This window comes from Streptomyces capoamus (assembly GCF_014654935.1).
GTDB lineage: Bacteria > Actinomycetota > Actinomycetes > Streptomycetales > Streptomycetaceae > Streptomyces > Streptomyces capoamus.
The window spans coordinates 598,425-612,496 of sequence record NZ_BNBF01000001.1 but is presented as its reverse complement, the minus strand read 5'-3'; the positions used below and the strand labels follow the sequence as shown (position 1 = coordinate 612,496).

The 14,072-nt window shown below is 74.0% G+C and carries 15 protein-coding genes and 1 pseudogene; 8 read left to right on the top strand and 8 right to left on the bottom strand.

Annotated elements, in window-relative coordinates; all coding sequences use genetic code 11:
• The coding region (locus tag IE312_RS02780) for a carbamoyltransferase family protein (RefSeq protein WP_229898917.1) at positions 1-1,416 on the bottom strand (1,416 nt) is incomplete at its 3' end.
• A 31-nt stretch (positions 1,417-1,447) separates the two neighbouring features.
• Positions 1,448-2,455, bottom strand: a complete 1,008-nt coding sequence (locus IE312_RS02775; RefSeq protein WP_189977927.1) for an NAD-dependent epimerase/dehydratase family protein — start codon at positions 2,453-2,455, stop codon at positions 1,448-1,450.
• 316 nt (positions 2,456-2,771) lie between these two features.
• On the opposite strand from IE312_RS02775, the gene IE312_RS02770 reads away from it, so the two are divergent.
• Positions 2,772-3,665 carry a polysaccharide pyruvyl transferase family protein gene (locus IE312_RS02770; protein WP_189977925.1) on the top strand — a complete coding sequence of 298 codons (894 nt, stop codon included), beginning with the start codon at positions 2,772-2,774 and terminating at the stop codon, positions 3,663-3,665.
• Between the two features lie 101 nt (positions 3,666-3,766).
• Complete coding sequence (locus IE312_RS02765) at positions 3,767-4,330, top strand: hemerythrin domain-containing protein (protein ID WP_189977923.1); 564 nt, start codon at positions 3,767-3,769, stop codon at positions 4,328-4,330.
• A 172-nt stretch (positions 4,331-4,502) separates the two neighbouring features.
• Here the strand turns inward: IE312_RS02765 and IE312_RS02760 are convergent, their stop codons facing one another.
• On the bottom strand, positions 4,503-4,820 hold the full coding sequence (locus IE312_RS02760) for a DUF3040 domain-containing protein (protein WP_189977921.1): 318 nt from the start codon (positions 4,818-4,820) through the stop codon (positions 4,503-4,505).
• Positions 4,821-5,061: 241 nt separating this feature from the next.
• On the opposite strand from IE312_RS02760, the gene dhaK reads away from it, so the two are divergent.
• The 3 genes from dhaK (at position 5,062) to IE312_RS02745 (ending at position 7,132) form a co-directional block, all read left to right on the top strand.
• Positions 5,062-6,054: a dihydroxyacetone kinase subunit DhaK gene (gene dhaK, locus IE312_RS02755; RefSeq protein ID WP_189977919.1), complete on the top strand. Its 993-nt coding sequence runs from the start codon at positions 5,062-5,064 to the stop codon at positions 6,052-6,054.
• A gap of 66 nt (positions 6,055-6,120) precedes the next feature.
• A complete protein-coding gene (dhaL, locus tag IE312_RS02750) occupies positions 6,121-6,729 on the top strand; it encodes a dihydroxyacetone kinase subunit DhaL (RefSeq protein WP_189977917.1) in 609 nt (202 codons plus the stop codon).
• On the top strand, positions 6,722-7,132 hold the full coding sequence (locus IE312_RS02745; RefSeq protein ID WP_189977915.1) for a PTS-dependent dihydroxyacetone kinase phosphotransferase subunit DhaM: 411 nt from the start codon (positions 6,722-6,724) through the stop codon (positions 7,130-7,132). The genes dhaL and IE312_RS02745 overlap by 8 nt, the downstream gene beginning before the upstream one ends.
• A gap of 26 nt (positions 7,133-7,158) precedes the next feature.
• On the opposite strand, the gene IE312_RS02740 is transcribed toward IE312_RS02745, so the two are convergent.
• A complete protein-coding gene (locus IE312_RS02740) occupies positions 7,159-7,875 on the bottom strand; it encodes a glycoside hydrolase family 75 protein (protein ID WP_189977913.1) in 717 nt (238 codons plus the stop codon).
• Positions 7,876-8,298: 423 nt separating this feature from the next.
• Here IE312_RS02740 and IE312_RS02735 point away from each other — a divergent pair, with 423 nt between their 5' ends.
• On the top strand, positions 8,299-9,273 hold the full coding sequence (locus IE312_RS02735; RefSeq protein ID WP_189977911.1) for a fibronectin type III domain-containing protein: 975 nt from the start codon (positions 8,299-8,301) through the stop codon (positions 9,271-9,273).
• 337 nt (positions 9,274-9,610) lie between these two features.
• The gene (locus tag IE312_RS02730; RefSeq protein WP_189977909.1) at positions 9,611-10,150 is read left to right on the top strand and encodes a hypothetical protein; all 540 of its coding nucleotides are present in this window, start codon (positions 9,611-9,613) and stop codon (positions 10,148-10,150) included.
• Positions 10,151-10,157: 7 nt separating this feature from the next.
• Here IE312_RS02730 and IE312_RS02725 read toward each other — a convergent pair whose 3' ends face one another.
• Both IE312_RS02725 and IE312_RS02720 read right to left on the bottom strand, forming a co-directional pair.
• Positions 10,158-10,703 (bottom strand): PadR family transcriptional regulator, encoded by a 546-nt coding sequence (locus tag IE312_RS02725; protein ID WP_189977907.1) that lies wholly within the window; start codon positions 10,701-10,703, stop codon positions 10,158-10,160.
• Between the two features lie 31 nt (positions 10,704-10,734).
• Entirely contained in the window at positions 10,735-12,750 is a 2,016-nt protein-coding gene (locus IE312_RS02720; protein WP_189977905.1) for an NADPH-dependent 2,4-dienoyl-CoA reductase, read from the bottom strand.
• Positions 12,751-12,930: 180 nt separating this feature from the next.
• Between IE312_RS02720 and IE312_RS02715 the strand changes: the two genes are divergently transcribed.
• Positions 12,931-13,344: a tautomerase family protein gene (locus IE312_RS02715; protein WP_189977903.1), complete on the top strand. Its 414-nt coding sequence runs from the start codon at positions 12,931-12,933 to the stop codon at positions 13,342-13,344.
• 6 nt (positions 13,345-13,350) lie between these two features.
• Here the strand turns inward: IE312_RS02715 and IE312_RS02710 are convergent, their stop codons facing one another.
• Complete coding sequence (locus tag IE312_RS02710; protein WP_189977901.1) at positions 13,351-13,725, bottom strand: hypothetical protein; 375 nt, start codon at positions 13,723-13,725, stop codon at positions 13,351-13,353.
• A gap of 95 nt (positions 13,726-13,820) precedes the next feature.
• Positions 13,821-14,072, bottom strand: a pseudogene (locus IE312_RS38565) (hypothetical protein); the annotation flags it as partial.

The window sequence follows — 14,072 nt, the reverse complement described above, 5'->3', positions numbered from 1 at the left end:
GATGCGGGCCGTGCCGTCGACGTGCACGACGGCGGGGATGCGGGCCTTCCACTCGGCGGCCACCCCGTGCACGAACAGCATGTGCGGGCTGGGCAGCGGTCCGTCGAAGATCTCCCCGGCGCGGTCGGCGAGCACCATGGGGGCGACGGGCCGGAACTCCTCGCGTCCCTTGACCGCGTTGAGCCGCTCCAGGTTCTCCGCCCTGCCGGGGTGGGCGAGCAGCGACCGGTGTCCGAGGGCGCGCGGCCCGTACTCGCTGCGCCCCTGGAACCAGGCCACGATCCCGTCGTCGGCCAGCGCCTGCGCCGCCGTCTCGGCGATGTCCGCGGGCTCCTCGTACGGTACGGCCGCCCGCTCCAGCCACGCGCGCAGTTCGGCGTCGCTCCAGCCGCGGCCCAGGGCGGCGGTCGGCATCGGTTCCAGGGTGTCCTTCTGCCCCGCGACGTGCGCCGCCGCGCCGAGGGCCGTTCCGGCGTCGCCGGCGGCGGGCTGCACCCACACGTGCCGGAAGCCGCTCTCCCGCCACAGCCGGGTGTTGGCCACGCAGTTGAGGGCGACTCCGCCGGCCATGGTGAGCGCGTCCTCGCCGGTGCGTTCGCGCAGCCACCGGGCGAGGCCGAGCATGGCCTCCTCCAGGCAGAGCTGGGCGCTGGCCGCGAGGTCGGCGTGGTCCTGGTGCCAGGCGCCGCCGGCGGGGCGGGGCGGGACGAGTTCGGTCCACGGCACCGGGCGGGCCCGGAAGCCGCCGTCGCCGTCCGCGTGGACGTACTCGCGCAGCCGGCCGGCGAACCGCGGGGTGCCGTAGGAGGCGAGCGCCATGACCTTGAACTCGTCGCTGCTGCGCAGGAATCCGAGGTGCTGGGTGAGGTCCTCGTAGAACAGTCCGAGGGAGTCCGGCAGCCGCTGGGTGCCGAGGACGGTCAGTTCGCGGTTGGTGTAGCGGCCGGCCAGGTGCGAGCCGCACTCGCCGCGGCCGTCCAGGACGAGGACGGCGCAGTCCGGGTAGGGCGAGACGGGTCCGGCGGAGGCCGCGTGCGCCACGTGGTGGGGGACGAACCTCACCTTCGCCGGATCGAGTCCGGGCAGCGCCTCGGCGAGGAAGCCGGGGGCCTCGCGGGCGTACTGCTGGCGCAGGTGGTCCCAGGGGTCGTGCAGGCCCACCTCGTCGGCGGGGCGGGCGAGTGCGGGGTCGTAGGAGTAGGCGACGGCGTCCAGGTCGGACGGGGTGAGACCGGCCTGCTCCAGGCACCAGCGGGCGGACTGCTCGGGCAGCTCCCAGGCGGAGAACGGAACGGGCCGCTTGCCGTGCTTGCGGCGGGAGAACCGCTCCTCCTCCGCCGCCGCCACGATCCGGCCGTCGGTGACGAGGGCGGCGGCGGGGTCGTGGAAGAGTGCGTTGATTCCGAGGACGTGCATGCGCTGTCTCCAGGGCCGGAGGGGCGGGGGGTCAGGACTGCGGGGCCATGTCCTCCGGGCGCGGGACGGGTTCGGGGGGCCGTGCGGCGAAGTAGGCGATGGTCTGCTTCAGCCCTTCCTCCCAGGGGACCTGCGGCGACCAGCCGAGCAGCTCGCGCGCGAGGGTGGTGTCGGGGCGGCGCCGGCCGGGGTCGTCGACGGGCCGGTCCACGAACGCGATCGGGGACCGGGAGCCGGTCAGGGCGACCACCCGGCGGGCCAGGTCGGCCATGGTGATCTCGTCGCTGCCGCCGATGTTGACGGGCCGTACCGACTTGCTCGCGGCCACCCGCAGGATGCCGTCGACGGTGTCGTCCACGAAGCACAGCGAGCGGGTCTGGCTGCCGTCGCCGGTCACCGTCAGCGGCTCGCCGGCGAGGGCCTGGCAGATGAAGGTGGGCACCGCGCGGCCGTCGTGGGCCCGCATCCGGGGACCGTAGGTGTTGAACAGGCGCACGATGCCGGCGTCCGTGCCGTGGGTGCCCGCGTGCGCGGTCACCAGGGCCTCGGCGAACCGTTTGGACTCGTCGTACACGCTGCGCGGTCCGACCGGGTTCACATTGCCCCAGTAACCCTCGTGCTGCGGGTGCACCAGCGGGTCGCCGTACACCTCCGAGGTGGAGGCCAGCAGGAAGCGGGCGCCGTCGCGTTCGGCGATCGTCAGGGCGTTGCGGGTGCCGAGGCTGCCGACGTCCAGGGTCTGCAGCGGCATGCGCAGGTAGTCGGTGGGCGAGGCCGGGCAGGCGAAGTGCAGGACCAGGTCGTACGGTCCCGGCAGCCGTTCGGCGCACTCCGGGTCGCAGACGTCGCCGTGCACGTACCGGAAGCCCGGCCGGTCCTGCAGTTGGGCGATGTTCTCGCGCCGGCCGCAGGCCAGGTTGTCGGCACAGTCGACTTCGACCCCTGAATCCAGCAGCTGTTCGCACAGGTGGGAGCCGAGGAACCCGGCGCCGCCGGTCACGAGGGCGCGCCGCCAGGAGAACGGTGTGTCACCAGTCATGGGGCTGTTCCTTCGTCCTTCGTCCACGCGTCCACCGTGTCCGCACACCGGACCGGTCGTCCGCGCAAGGAAGGGGTTCGGGCGCGGGCGTTCGGCGCGTGCCGCGTCGCCGGGCCGACGCCGTCGGCCCGTCGGGGAGGGGAAGAGGAAGCGGATCCCGCCGATCGTGCGGGACCACGCTGGTGGGCCGCCGCTTGCTGGACGGCACTGGCAGCTGAGTTCCCCTGCCAGTTGGATTCACACGTTGGATTCTTATTCTCCGGAACCAGGGGTACTCGCGCGACTCAGGCGTCCCGATCACCGCAGGGGAGACGCTATGCACGACGATGTCGCGACGGCGGTGCTGCGCGCGCTGCGCGGTCCGGGCCGGTCCCCGCGGCGGCTGCTGCTCACCGGCTGGTTCAGCTTCCTGCACGGGGAGGCGACGGCCGGGGACGTGCTCGCCCAGCAGCACATGGCCGCGGCCCTGAACGGGGCCGGCATTGCGCACGACACGGCGTGGAGTCCCGGTTTCCGCCCCGGTGCGCTGTCGTTGGACACGGCCGATCCGCGGGCGTACGACACGCTGCTGTTCGTCTGCGGCCCGCTGCACGGGCCCCAAGTGGCCGCCCTCCATGCACGGTTCGGATCCTTGAGACGACTCGCCGCCGGCGTCTCGGTGGTCGATCCGGCGGATCCCGCGGTCACCGGCTTCCACACGGTCGTCGCGCGCGACGGCGCCGGCGCCCCGGGCCGGCGTGACCTCGCCGCCACCGCCCCCGCGGGCCCGCTGCCGCCCGTGGCCGGGGTGGTGCTCTCGCACGGCCAGGGCGAGTACGGGGAGCGTCGGCGGCACGCGGAGGTGAACGAATCGATCACCGGCTGGCTGGCCGGCAAGGACTGCGCCCGGGTGCCGGCCGACACCCGGCTGGCCGCCGACGACTGGCGGCTGTGCGCCACCGCGGAGCAGTTCCTCGCCCTCCTGCCCCGCTTCGACCTGGTCGTCACCACCCGGCTGCACGGCCTGGTGCTGGGCCTGCGCACCGGCACCCCGGTGATCGCCGTCGACCCGGTCGCGGGCGGTGCCAAGGTCGGCGCCCAGGCCCGCGCCCTGGGCTGGCCGGCGCTGGTGACGGCGGACGCGCTGGCCCCGGACATCCTGGACCACTGGTGGCGGTGGGCGCTCTCCGGAGCGGGCCGGACGGCCGCCGCGTGCCACTCGATGCGCTGATCCGGGACTGCGGACCGTGTAGCGGGCCGGGGCAGGGGCACTCGGGGCGGCGACGGCCGGCCGCTCACGGGCCGCCGCGTCTGACGCAGGAGGTATCGACCATGGGTCACGGCGGAAACGTCATCCAGGAGCTGACCACCGACCACCGCGAGGTCGAGGAGATCTTCGGCCGCATCGAGGCACTGCCGCCCGGCTCCGCGGAACGCAAGACCCTCTGCGAACAGGCCACGATGGAGCTGGTCCGGCACTCGGTGGCAGAGGAGTCGTACCTGTACCCGGCGGTGCGCGAGCACGTGCCGAACGGGGGCTCCCTGGCCGACAAGGAGCTCGAGGACCACGCCAAGGCCGAGCAGCTCATGAAGGACCTGGAGGGCTGCGAGGCCGATGATCCCCGCTTCGACACGCTCATGACGGAGCTGATGAGCGAGATCCGGGCGCACGTGGCGGACGAGGAGCAGAACCTCTTCCCGCGGCTGGAGGAGGTCTGTCCGCCGGACGCGCTGATGGACCTCGGCGACAAGGTCCGCCGGGCGAAGAAGACGGCCCCGACCCGTCCGCACCCGGCGGCTCCGGACACTCCCCCGGCCAACAAGATGGTGGCTCCGGGAGCGGGCCTGGTCGACCGGCTGCGCGACGCGCTGTCGGGGCGGGGCAAGGAAGGCTGACGGGGTGCTCCCCGACGGGGGCCGGGCGTTCGCCCGGCCCCCGTCCCGTGTGCCGGCGCTGCGTTCCGGAGGCGGGCGGGCGTCCGGTCCGTCCGTGGCGGGCGTCCGTCCGTCCGTGGCGGGCGTCCGCGGTCCGTCCGTCAGTACGGCCGGGGCCGGTTCACGGCCGGGTTCACAGCCACGAGGTGGGCCGGGTGCCGGAACGGCGGGAGCGGAGGCGGGTCGCCCGGCACAGCAGGCGGAACGCCTGGAACAGGGTCAGTGGCCACAGCAGCGCGAAGCACCACAGCAGCGCGGGCTCCGAGGTGCGGACGCCCATGACGGCGGCGAACGCCGAGGCCGCCGCCAGCAGCACCACCGACGCCGGCAGCCACGTCCGGTCCCGCACCACGCCCATACGGCGCGCGAAGCCCCGGTCCTGGTACAAGTTCGCCTCGATCTGCAACAGCGCGAGCCGCTCGCGCGGTGACAGCTGTACCTCGTCGTGCATGTCCCACCTCTCCCCGGTCCTCCACGGCAACGGCACCTTCGCCGGCCTCCGTCCCGCAGCACCGGGTTCCCAGGACGGCGCGGGCGAAGCGGGACCGCGGCCGGGCAGCCGCACACGCCGCGTCAGCTTCCGTCACGGAACGTGAGGCCGCCGCGTTACGGGTGTCCATCCCTGCCGCAGGGCCGATACTTCCAAGTAGACGGGCAAGTGGACGGGAACGGCCGGATACGAGGAGACACCCATGAGGATGCTGATCAACGTGCCGGAGACCGTGGTGGCGGACGCGCTGCGCGGGCTCGCGGCCGCGCATCCCGAGCTGAACGTGGATGTGGAGAACCGGGTGATCGTCCGCCGTGACGCCCCCGTGGCCGGCCAGGTCGCGCTGCTCTCGGGCGGCGGCTCCGGGCACGAACCGCTGCACGGCGGGTTCGTCGGACCGGGCATGCTCTCCGCCGCCTGCCCCGGAGAGGTCTTCACCTCGCCGGTGCCGGACCAGATGGCGCGCGCCGCGGCCGCCGTGGACAGCGGGGCGGGCGTGCTGTTCGTCGTGAAGAACTACACCGGCGACGTCCTGAACTTCGACATGGCGGCCGAGCTGGCCGAGGACGAGGGCATCCAGGTCGCCAAGGTACTCGTCAACGACGACGTCGCGGTCACCGACAGTCTGTACACGGCCGGCCGGCGCGGTACGGGTGCGACGCTGTTCGTGGAGAAGATCGCGGGTGCCGCCGCGGCCGAGGGGCAGCCGCTGGAGCGCGTGGAGGCCGTCGGACGTCAGGTCAACGACAGCTCCCGCAGCTTCGGAGTCGCCCTGAGCGCCTGTACGACCCCGGCGAAGGGCAGTCCGACCTTCGATCTGCCGGACGGCGAGCTGGAGTTGGGCATCGGCATCCACGGCGAGCCGGGCCGGGAACGGCGGCCGATGATGACCTCCGGGGAGATCGCCGACTTCGCGGTGAACGCCGTCCTGGAGGACATGCCGCCCCGCAGCCCCGTCCTGGTCCTGGTCAACGGCATGGGCGCCACCCCGCTGCTGGAACTGTACGGCTTCAACGCCGAGGTGCAGCGGGTGCTGCGGGAGCGCGGTGTCCCCGTGGCCCGCACGCTCGTCGGCAACTACGTCACGTCCCTGGACATGGCGGGCGCGTCGGTGACGCTCTGCCAGGTGGACGAGGAGCTGCTGCGGCTGTGGGACGCGCCGGTGAGCACCCCGGCGCTGCGCTGGGGGATGTGATAGGGCGGAGCAGCCGAACACCGCTGTGGCCACCCGGCCAACTGCCCTTGGACGCGAGGAGATCCAGTGCTCGACGCCGACTTCTTCCGCCGTTGGATGACGACGGCCGCCGCATCCGTCGACCGCGAGGCGGGCCGGCTCACCGCCCTCGACTCGGCCATCGGGGACGCCGACCACGGCAGCAATCTGCAGCGCGGCTTCACGGCCGTGGCGGCCGCCCTGGCGAAGGAGGCCCCGGACACCCCGGGGGCCGTCCTGACCCTGGCCGGGCGGCAGTTGATCTCGACGGTCGGGGGTGCGTCCGGACCGCTGTACGGCACCCTGCTGCGCCGCACCGGCAAGGCGCTCGGCGATGCCGCCGAGGTCGGCGAGGAGCAACTGGCCGCGGCGCTGCGCGAGGGCGTGGACGGGGTGATGAAGCTGGGCGGGGCGGCGCCCGGCGACAAGACCATGATCGACGCGCTGGTGCCGGCCGTGGACGCGCTCGGATCCGGGTTCGCCGCCGCGCGGACCGCCGCCGAGGAGGGCGCGCGGGCCACCACGCCGCTGCAGGCCCGCAAGGGCCGGGCGAGCTATCTGGGTGAGCGCAGCGTCGGCCACCAGGACCCGGGGGCGACCTCGTCGGCGCTGCTGATCGCCGCGCTGGCCGACACGGCGGAGGCGGACGGTGAGTGAGGAGCGGCCGGTCGGGATCGTGCTGGTGTCGCACAGTGCGGAGGTGGCCGCCTCGGTCGCCGGGCTGGCGAAGGGCCTGGCGGGCGGGGCGGCCACCGTGCCGGTGGTCCCGGCGGGCGGCACCGAGGACGGCGGGCTCGGCACCAGCTCCGAGCTGATCGCCGCCGCGGCGGCCTCGGCGGACCGGGGGGCCGGGGTGGCCGTGCTCACCGATCTGGGCAGCGCGGTGCTGACGGTGAAGGCGCTGCTCGCCGAGGGGGACGAACTGCCTGACGGGACGCGCCTGGTGGACGCGCCGTTCCTCGAGGGCGCGGTGGCCGCCGTGGTCACCGCCGCGGCGGGTGCCGACCTGGACGCGGTGGAGGCCGCCGCGGCGGAGGCGTACGGCTACCGGAAGGTGTGAGGTCCGCATCGCGGGGGCCGGGCCGGTCAGCCCCCCGCCACGAAGAGCCTGGCCAGTCGCTCGCCCTCGGCGACCGCCGCCGCGTGGTCCTCGATGGGGCTGATCCGGGAGCCGCGGAAGACGATGTAGGTCACCCCCGAGGGCACTCCACCGACGACGGGATCGGGGTCGATGCCGAGGCCGGCCGCGGCGGCGTAGGAGGCCTCCCCGATGAGGTCGCTCGGGCCGGTGTCACCGACGACCGCGTACTGCACCCGGTCGCCGTGGACGACGGCGGCCACGGAGCCGCCCTGCACGCCGTGCGCGCGGTAGTCCCAGCGGGAGCTCGGTGCCGGGACGACGATGTAGGGCAGGTGCTCGGCGCTCAGCTGGCGGCCGTCGGACTGCTGGAAGGCGGTGGTGGCGGCGAACACCGGGTCGGTCGCGCTGTTGCAGTGGGGGGTGGGCCGGCCGTCGCAGTCGACGTCCAGGTCGGCCGTCCAGAAGACGGCGTCGCGGGTGCCGCACACGGGGACGGTCGCCGGACCGCCGGCGTCGGTGCGGTAGCGGCCCTGGGAGAGCTCGGTGCACGTACCTGCCCGGGCCAGCAGGTCGGCGGCGGCGACCGTGCCCTCACCGCGGGCCGCGGGCCGCTCGCCGGCGGGGACGGCGGTGGCGGGGACGGCGGTGGCGGGGGCGGGCAGGAACGCCGGGGTGAGCAGTGCTGCGCCGGCCGCGGCCAGCGTCAGCGACGGGAAACGCACGATGGGGGACCCTCTCGTCGGGGACAGGGGAACAACCAGCCCACTGTGCGTCCGGTCCGGGCGCCCGGCCACGGGGGCCGCCGCGAAGGGGCCGGATGGAGCACGCTCCTGACACCCCGTGAGGGGACAGTGCGGGACAACAGGCCCGCGAGGGGGAAGAACAGGCGCCGGGGGTCCGGCCCGTAGCGGTCCGGACCCTCCGGCCACCCGCGTCGGCGCGGGATCGGCGACGACAGCGTGCCCGCGCCCGGGGGCGTGAACTCCCATGTTCACGCCGGGAGTTCAGCCTTGGGGAGGCTCAGCGTACGTGACGCCCGCGGGCGGTCGCCCATGCGGCCCCCTTGCTGCGGACATGCCCCCCGGGTCATATTGGTCCGGACCTTTACGGGGTGCCGGGGCCGTCCGGGGAGGGGAGGCAGAGCCGTGCGACGCGTTCCCGTTCCGCTCGCGCTGCTGTGCGGGTCGCTGCTGCTGGTGGCGTCCTGCGACTGGAGCCGGGCCGACGACGGCGGCGAGGGCCGGGTGCCCGGCGCTCCGGCCGGGGTGACCGCGGCGGCGGGCAGCGCCACGAGCGTGCACGTGATGTGGGACGCGGCACCACGGTCCTCCGGGGTCCGCACCTACGAGATCTACCGCGGCACCACGAAGGTGGCCGAAGTACCGGGTGCGCAGCACATGGTGGACGTCACCAGGCTCAGGCCGTCGACCGGCTACGCGTTCACCGTACGGGCCCGGGACACCACGGGCCGGCTGGGCCCGCCGAGCCGTGCGGTGCGGGCCCGGACCCCGGCCGCCGCACCGGCCGACCACTCGGCACCGACCCGGCCGCCGACGGCCGGCGGACGGGCCGTGAGCAGCCGCGCCGTCCAGCTGAGCTGGGGCGCGTCCCGGGACGACCGGGGTGTGCTGTCGTACGACGTCTACCAGGGCGGGGTGAAGATCCACAGCGTGGGCGGGGCGCAGACCGCGACCGTCGTCACCGGGCTGCGCCCCGGCAGCCGCTACGTCTTCACGGTCCGGGCCAGGGACGCCGCCGACAACCTCTCCCCCGCCGGCCCGGCGGTCCGTCTCACCACGCCGGGCAGCGACGACAGCCGGAACACCGCGCCCACCGGGTTCACGGCCGCCGCCCACCGCTCCGGCGGGGCCTACTACATCGACCTGGCCTGGGACCCGCCGCGCACGGACGGCGTGGTCACCGAGTACCTGATCCAGCTGGACCGCACCACGGCCACCTCGCTGCTCTGGGGCGGCACACCGCCGCGCGGCCGGGCCCGGCACAGCTTCTACGCCGGCACCGCGGCCGGGGAGGAACACCGGGTCCGGCTGCGGGCGCGGCTGCCGGACGGCACCTGGGGCGGCTGGTCGGCGGAACGCAAGGTGACCACGGGCGACTGACCGGCGCGCGGGACCGGGCACGGCGGGCGCGCCGCACCGCGAGGCGGGTGGGCCCTGACGGCGGACCGGGAGCGCCGGGCCGGGGACCGGACCGCGGGCCAGGAACGCCGAACGACAAGCCAAAGAACCGGACCTCGAGTCGGGAAGCCGAACGACAAGCCAAGGAACCGGACCGCCAGTCGGGTCGGCCGGACGGAGTAGTCCGTCACCCGACCGGGCCCGCCCCGCGTGCGGCCGGCCCCGGGGCCGCGTTGGCTGCGGGGAGGCAGCACGGACGTTTCCCGACCCTCGGCGGCGCATGGGACGTACCGCCAACCGTGCCGCCGGAGGCCAGCCCATGCACAACTCGCGACTTCTGCTCCGTTCCGGCCTGACCCTGGCGGCCGCCGCCGCCCTCCCGGCCGCGCTCGCCGGACCGTCCGCGGCGGCCTCGGGCATTTCGGTCAGCACCACCGGCTCCACCGTCTCGGTGGTCACCAGCGCGTGCACCCAGATCAACGGCAGCTGGGGTACGGCGGCCCTGCTCACCAGCCGGCAGGCGAACTTCGCCCAGGGCCGGCAGGTGGCCCTGTCGGGCACCTCCGTCAGCCAGTCCGCCGCCTGGTCGTCGGTGAGCCCGGGGACGTACACCGTCGTGGTGGTCTGCTCCAGCGGCAGCACCGCGGGCAGCCAGTCGGTGATCGTCTCCTCGCCCGCCCGGCCGACGATCTCCGCGACGTCCAGCCCGGCTCCGTCCCGGGGGGTGATGGGCGGCCTCGGCGGCGCCACCCGCGACTACGGACCGCTGACGCTGGGCCTCGGCGGAGCCCTGGTCGGCGCCGGGCTCGTCGCCACCGGCTGGTTCCTGCGCCGCCGTTCGAGGCCGTACCGGCTCTGAGTTCCGTTCAGTCGGCGTCCGGCGGCCCGGCGAACTCCGCCAGGGCGTCCGTGAGCCAGCGGGTCCAGAAGGTCTCCAGGTCGATGCCCGCCCGCAGCACCAGGTGGCGCAGCCGGTCCTCGGGGGCGTCCCGGTCCGGCGGGAAGTCGCGCTGCTCGATCTGCCGGTATTCCGCCAGCTGCCGCCGGTGCAGCTCCAGGTGGCGGCGGAGGTCGTCCGCCAGGCCGGCGGTGCCGACCACGGCCGCCGCGCGCAGCCGCAGCAGGAGCGGGTCCCGCAGGGCCCGGGGGTCCTGCGGGGCGGCGGTCCAGCGGGCCAGTTCGGCCCGGCCCGCGGGCAGCACCTCGTAGCTCTTCTTCTGCCCGCGGGCCGGCTGCTGCGCCGGCAGGGTGCGGATGAGCCCCTCGCCCTCCAGCTTCCCCAGCTCGCGGTAGATCTGCTGGTGCGTCGCGGACCAGAAGTAGCCGATCGACTTGTCGAACCGGCGGGTCAGCTCCAGCCCCGACGAGGGCTTTTCCAGCAGGGCGGTGAGGATCGCGTGCGGGAGTGACATGGGCCCATCCTAGGGAGGTGCGGCCGGCCCCCTACAGCGCCGCCGCCAGCTCGGTGCCCTGCTTGATGGCGCGCTTGGCGTCCAGTTCGGCCGCGACGTCCGCGCCGCCGATCAGGTGGGCGCTGGCCCCGGCGGCCACCAGCTCCTCGTACAGATCGCGGCGCGGCTCCTGGCCGGTGCAGAGCACCACGGTGTCGACCTCCAGCACGGTGCTCTCCTCGCCGACGGTGATGTGCAGGCCGGCGTCGTCGATCCGGTCGTAGCGTACGCCCGGCACCATCGTCACGCCCCGGTGCTTGAGTTCGGTGCGGTGGATCCAGCCGGTGGTCTTGCCGAGTCCGGCGCCGACCTTGGTGGTCTTGCGCTGGAGCAGGTGGACCTGGCGGGGCGGCGCGGACCGCCGGGGGGCGGTGAGGCCGCCGGGCGCCTGGTAGTCCATGTCGACGCCCCACTGCCGGAAGTAGGCCTCCGGGTCCTCGCTCGCCTTGTCCCCGCCGTCGGTGAGGAACTCGGCGACGTCGAAGCCGATGCCGCCGGCGCCGAGGACGGCGACGCGGTCGCCGACGGGGGCTCCGTCGCGCAGGACGTCGAGGTAGCCGAGGACGCGGGGGTGGTCGACGCCGGGGATGTCGGGGGTGCGGGGGGTGACGCCGGTGGCGACGACGACCTCGTCGTAGCCGGCCACGGTCTCGGGGGTGACCCAGGTGTCCAGGCGTACGTCGACGCCGTGGGCGTCGAGCTGGTGGCGGAAGTAGCGCAGCGTCTCGTCGAACTCCTGCTTGCCCGGCACCTTGCGGGCGATGTTGAGCTGGCCGCCGACCTCGCTCGCCGCGTCGAACAGCGTGACGGCGTGGCCGCGTTCGGCGGCGGAGACCGCGCAGGCGAGGCCGGCCGGTCCGGCGCCGACGACGGCGACGCGCTTCTTCAGCCGGGTGGGCGCGAGCACCAGCTCGGTCTCGTGGCAGGCGCGCGGGTTGACCAGGCAGGAGGTGATGCGGCCGCTGAAGGTGTGGTCGAGGCAGGCCTGGTTGCAGCCGATGCAGGTGTTGATGGCCTCCGGGGTGCCGGCGGCGGCCTTGGCGACGAAGTCGGGGTCGGCGAGCATCGGGCGGGCCACGGAGACCATGTCCGCACAGCCGTCGGCCAGCAACTCCTCGGCGAGTTCCGGGGTGTTGATGCGGTTGGTGGTCACCAGGGGCACCGAGACCTCGCCCATGAGCTTCTTGGTGACCCAGGTGTAGGCGCCGCGCGGCACGGAGGTGGCGATGGTGGGGATGCGGGCCTCGTGCCAGCCGATACCGGTGTTGATGATCGTGGCCCCGGCGGCCTCGACGGCCTTGCCCAGGGTGATCACCTCCGCCAGCGAGGAGCCGCCCGGGACCAGGTCCAGCATGGACAGCCGGTAGATGACGATGAAGTCCTCGCCGACGGCCTCGCGGACCCGCTTGACGATCTCCACGGGGAAGCGCATCCGGTTCTCGTAGGAACCGCCCCAGCGGTCGGTGCGCCGGTTGGTCTGCGCGGCGATGAACTCGTTGATCAGGTAGCCCTCGGAGCCCATGATCTCGACGCCGTCGTAGCCGGCCCGCCGGGCCAGGCGGGCGGCGCGGGCGTAGTCCTCGATGGTCCGCTCGACGTCGGCCTCGCTCATCTCCCGCGACACGAAGGGGCTGATGGGCGCCTGGAGCGGGCTGGGCGCGACCAGGTCCCGGTGGTAGGCGTACCGGCCGAAGTGGAGGATCTGCATCGCGATCCGGCCGCCCTCGCGGTGCACGGCCTCGGTGACGGTCCGGTGCCGCTCGGCCTCCGCCTCGGTGGTGAGCTTCGCCCCGCCCTCGTACGGCCGGCCCTCCTCGTTGGGTGCGATGCCGCCGGTGACGATGAGTCCCACTCCCCCGCGCGCGCGGGCCGCGTAGAACGCCGCCATCCGCTCGAAGCCGCCCTCGGCCTCCTCCAGGCCGACGTGCATCGAGCCCATCAGGACGCGGTTGGGCAGCGTGGTGAACCCCAGGTCGAGCGGGCTCAGCAGGTGCGGGTATCGGCTCATCGGGCCCTCCGTGCGCGGTGTCGTCGCGTCTGTTGTAGAGGAAGCCCGACGCTTTATGCAACTAGTTGCACAACCGCTCGACGGTGACACCGGCCACGCATGCTCTGTACCTACTAGGATGTACAGTCGGCGACCCGCGACCCGTGGGTGACTGGCCGCTCCCCCGAAAGGACGCCCCCCATGCCCTTCGTCCGTATCGACGCTCTCGGCACCGACCCCGCCCGCCTCGCGGCGCTCGGCGAGGCCGTCCAGGACGCCCTGCAGGAGACCCTCGGCGTCCCGCCCGAGGACCGCTTCCAGGTGCTGACCGGCCACGACGGCGTCACCAGCACCCTGCGCCACGGCGACTACCTGGGCATACCGAAGGACGACTCGATCGTCTTCGTCGCCGTCACCCTGCGCGCCGGGCGCGGCGCCGGACGCAAGCGGGCCGTGCACCGGCGCATCGCGGAGCTGGTGCACGAGCGCACCGGTACCGAGCCGCGCAATGTGGTGATCACCCTGACCGAGAACGGCGACGCCGACTGGTCCTTCGGGTACGGCCGGACGCAGTACGCCCCGGCCGGCGAGGGGCCGGCCGGGGCGCCGTCCTGACGGGACTCAGCGGCTCTCCAGGCGCAGGTGCAGGTCACGCTCCTGGTCGCCGGAGGCCGTGCAGGTCTCCTGCACGGTGAACATCGAGTCGAGGGTGGTGCGGAAGCGCTCCACCGCCCGGGGGCTGCCCTGTACGTCCGCCTGGACGGGTGAGTCGAGGCGGACCGGCGGGCAGCCCCCGCCGCGGGCGTCCGCCACGTCGTAGGTGCCGAGCCACACCATCGGACGTGACTCGTGCAGTTGCTGCGGCACTTCCTCCGGGTTCCGGTCGGAGGAGAAGCAGGCGCCGAGCGCTTCGAAGACGAGCCGGGCGTCGTCCTTGGAATATCCGCTGATCTCCACCGTGACGGTTTCCGGATGCGACCGCTCCGTGTCTGCCATTGATCGCTCCTTTCGTGGCCGTGCTGCGGTGGAACGGGGTACCCCGCCGAACCGCGTCCATCCCCAGGAAAGCACCACGGGCCGCCGGGCACACCTCAGCCGCGCGTGAACTTGTAGGTCTTGCTGTCCGTGAGCACGCAGAAGCCGGGCGAGATCACGATCACGCGCAGCACGCCGCTGCGCCGGTCGTAGTCGATGCCCTCCGCCTCGAAGCCGCCCGAGCACGAGCTGCGCAGCGGCAGCGGGCGCAGTGCGCTCACGTGGCCCAGGACGTCGGCGGTGCCGTTGGGGGCGGCCGACAGGTCGATCTGGAGCATGGGCTTGGTGATGCCGAAGAGGCTGCCGTC